This is a genomic window from Facivitalis istanbulensis, from assembly GCF_040560405.1.
Classification (GTDB): Bacteria; Pseudomonadota; Alphaproteobacteria; order Sphingomonadales; family Sphingomonadaceae; genus Sphingomonas; species Sphingomonas istanbulensis.
Map to the genome: position 1 here is coordinate 1 of NZ_JAVSCQ010000064.1, position 2,317 is coordinate 2,317.

The following is a 2,317-nucleotide window of genomic DNA, read 5'->3' on the forward strand; positions in this document are numbered from 1 at the left end:
TTCCAGCTCCTGTCGCTCCGCATCCGTCAACGATATCGACACCGCAGCCACACGACCTCGACCCGCCATCTCTCACCTCCGCATCAAACGCGAAAATGATACACTGAACTTCTCGATCAGGACACTAGAGCGGTTTCCGATCAGTCTGCATCGTATCCGGCGTTGGCGAAGTAGTTGGCACACTTCTGTGGTGGGTAGAGTGAGCTGCTGCCGGTTTCGTGGACACCGAGATAAGGTGTTTTTGAGACCGGAAGGTGTGAATGCAACGACGGAAGTTCAGCCGCGAGTTCAAGCTCGAGGCGGTGAAGCTCATTCGGGAGCGCGGGGTATCGGTATCGCAAGCCGCCCGCGATCTGGACCTGCACGAGAACGTGCTGCGCAAGTGGGTGCGCGAGCAGGCAGCGGACCCGGGATCGGCGTTTCCCGGCCATGGGGTGATGAGACCCGAGCAGCAGGAGATTGAACGGCTGCGCCGCGAACTGGCCCGGATGGAGGCCGAGCGCGACATCCTAAAAAAAGCGGCGGCCTACTTCGCCAGGGACTCGATATGAGGTTCGAGTTCATCGCGAAGCACCGAGGAATCTGGCCGGTGTCGTGGATTTGCGAAGCGCTCGGTGTTTCGCGTAGCGGCTTTCATGCCTGGCTCGTTCGTGCGCCCAGTGCCCGCGCCCGCAGCGATGAAGAGTTCGGCGCCAGGGTCCGGTGCCAGCTTCATCTCCAGCTATCGGACGTACGGTGCGCGTCGTGTCTGGCACGACCTTCTGGCCCAAGGCCTCTCATGTGGCTTGCATCGTATCGAGCGGCTGATGCGCCTTCACGGCCTGAAGGCGCGTCCGCGGCGCCGGGGCCTGCCCAAGGACGATGGCCTGCGCTCGGTCATCGCCGACCACCTCCATCCGACCAGTCATACCAGTGCTCGTATGACCAGTCGTAGAACCAATAACTTCCCGCACCGCCCGCGCCCTCGTCAAAGGCAACAAGCATCCCGGCTACCGGCGCTACCGCAAGGTAGCCTGCTGGCCTTCCACCGACTGGCCGCGCTCAACGATGCCATCGATCCTCCCGATCGATCGCGCGATGGTATCGCGTGCTTCGTCGAGCATGCGGGCATCGTCGGCCCTGGCGTTCGCGGCCGCCTGCACGATCTGTTTGGTGAGATCGACGGGCGTCAGCGCGACGGCCGGACTGCGCTCGATTCGGTGGTCCGCATGGCGACGAGGTTCGGTGCGGCGCATTGCAGCTCGCGCGTATCCTCGATGATGACGACGCGATCGGAGGTCTTGGCGACCTCGGCGAGCAGTGCGTTGGTGAGCGTCGTCTTGCCCGTGGGGGTGCCGCCCGCGACGAGGATGTTGGCGCGTGACGCGACGCCCTCGCGCAGCGCCTTCGCCTGGGCGACGGACATGACGCCGGTCACCACATAATCGTCGAGCGTGAACACGGCGACAGCTGGCTTACGGATGGCAAAGGCCGGAGCGGCGACCACCGGTGAGAGCAGCCCCTCAAACCGTTCGCCGGTCTCGGGCAGCTCGGCCGAGACCCGCAGGCGGCCTGCATGAACCTCGGCGCCAACATGGTGCGCGACAAGGCGGACGATGCGTTCGCCATCGGCGGGCGACAGTCGTTCGCCCGTGTCGGACAGGCCCTCACGCAGTCGATCGATCCAGAGCCGCCCGCCCGGGTTCAGCATCACCTCGACGACAGAGGCATCTTCCAAAAACCGGGCAATGGCCGGTCCCAACGCCGTGCGCAGCATTCGCGCGCCGCGTGCCAGTCCTTCCGAATTGTGATGCGATGCCGCCATTTCATCCCCGATCTCGGCAGGGACACATCAGACTGTCCCCGCTCGGGGATGATTAAAAGAGCCAGAAGTTTGGCCAGTTCAACAAGTATCTATGCGCGGTAAAAGCCCATCGAAGCAGGGCGCAAAAATACTTTCGCAGGCGTAGAAACGCTTCCCTCACAATGAACTTCCGGCACCCGATGCTTGACGCGCATGTCGATCTTCCATGCTGACAATCGACCGGCCGATTCAGCGAAACGTCGTCGCTCGATCGTGCGGGCCTCGCGCTATCAGGGTGCAGTAAAGCGGGCGCGGACCCGATCGAAAGCGCATCATTGCTGCGGGAGGTGTGTGCCATATCGAATGCGGACGGCATCATCATCGCTGCCTGGAAAGACATTTTCGCTTAGAGGCTGTTATGAACCTGTGGCGAGGGTCGCGGCCTGCTTCATCATGAGGCAGGCGAAAGCGACGACATGAAGTCCGGCGAGTGTTTGGGCATAGCGCTCGTAATCTTTGACGAGGCGCCTGAAG

1 protein-coding gene and 3 pseudogenes are annotated in these 2,317 nt (G+C 62.6%); 1 reads left to right on the plus strand and 3 read right to left on the minus strand.

The window, feature by feature from the left end; genetic code table 11:
- Positions 1-260 precede the first annotated feature (260 nt).
- Positions 261-893 (plus strand): annotated as a pseudogene (locus RN629_RS18105) (IS3 family transposase); the annotation flags it as partial.
- Between the two features lie 105 nt (positions 894-998).
- Here the strand turns inward: RN629_RS18105 and RN629_RS18110 are convergent.
- The 3 genes and pseudogenes from RN629_RS18110 to RN629_RS18120 form a co-directional block, all read right to left on the minus strand.
- Positions 999-1,235 (minus strand): hypothetical protein, encoded by a 237-nt coding sequence (locus RN629_RS18110; RefSeq protein ID WP_407036478.1) that lies wholly within the window; start codon positions 1,233-1,235, stop codon positions 999-1,001.
- Positions 1,187-1,804 (minus strand): annotated as a pseudogene (locus RN629_RS18115) (ATPase, T2SS/T4P/T4SS family); the annotation flags it as partial. The pseudogene RN629_RS18115 and the gene RN629_RS18110, both read right to left, overlap by 49 nt.
- A gap of 395 nt (positions 1,805-2,199) precedes the next feature.
- Positions 2,200-2,317 (minus strand): annotated as a pseudogene (locus RN629_RS18120) (IS5/IS1182 family transposase); the annotation flags it as partial.

Excerpts from the sequence above, each read along its gene's own strand:
- RN629_RS18110 (WP_407036478.1), bottom strand. The coding sequence starts at position 1,235 with ATGCGCCGCACCGAACCTCGTCGCCATGCGGACCACCGAATCGAGCGC.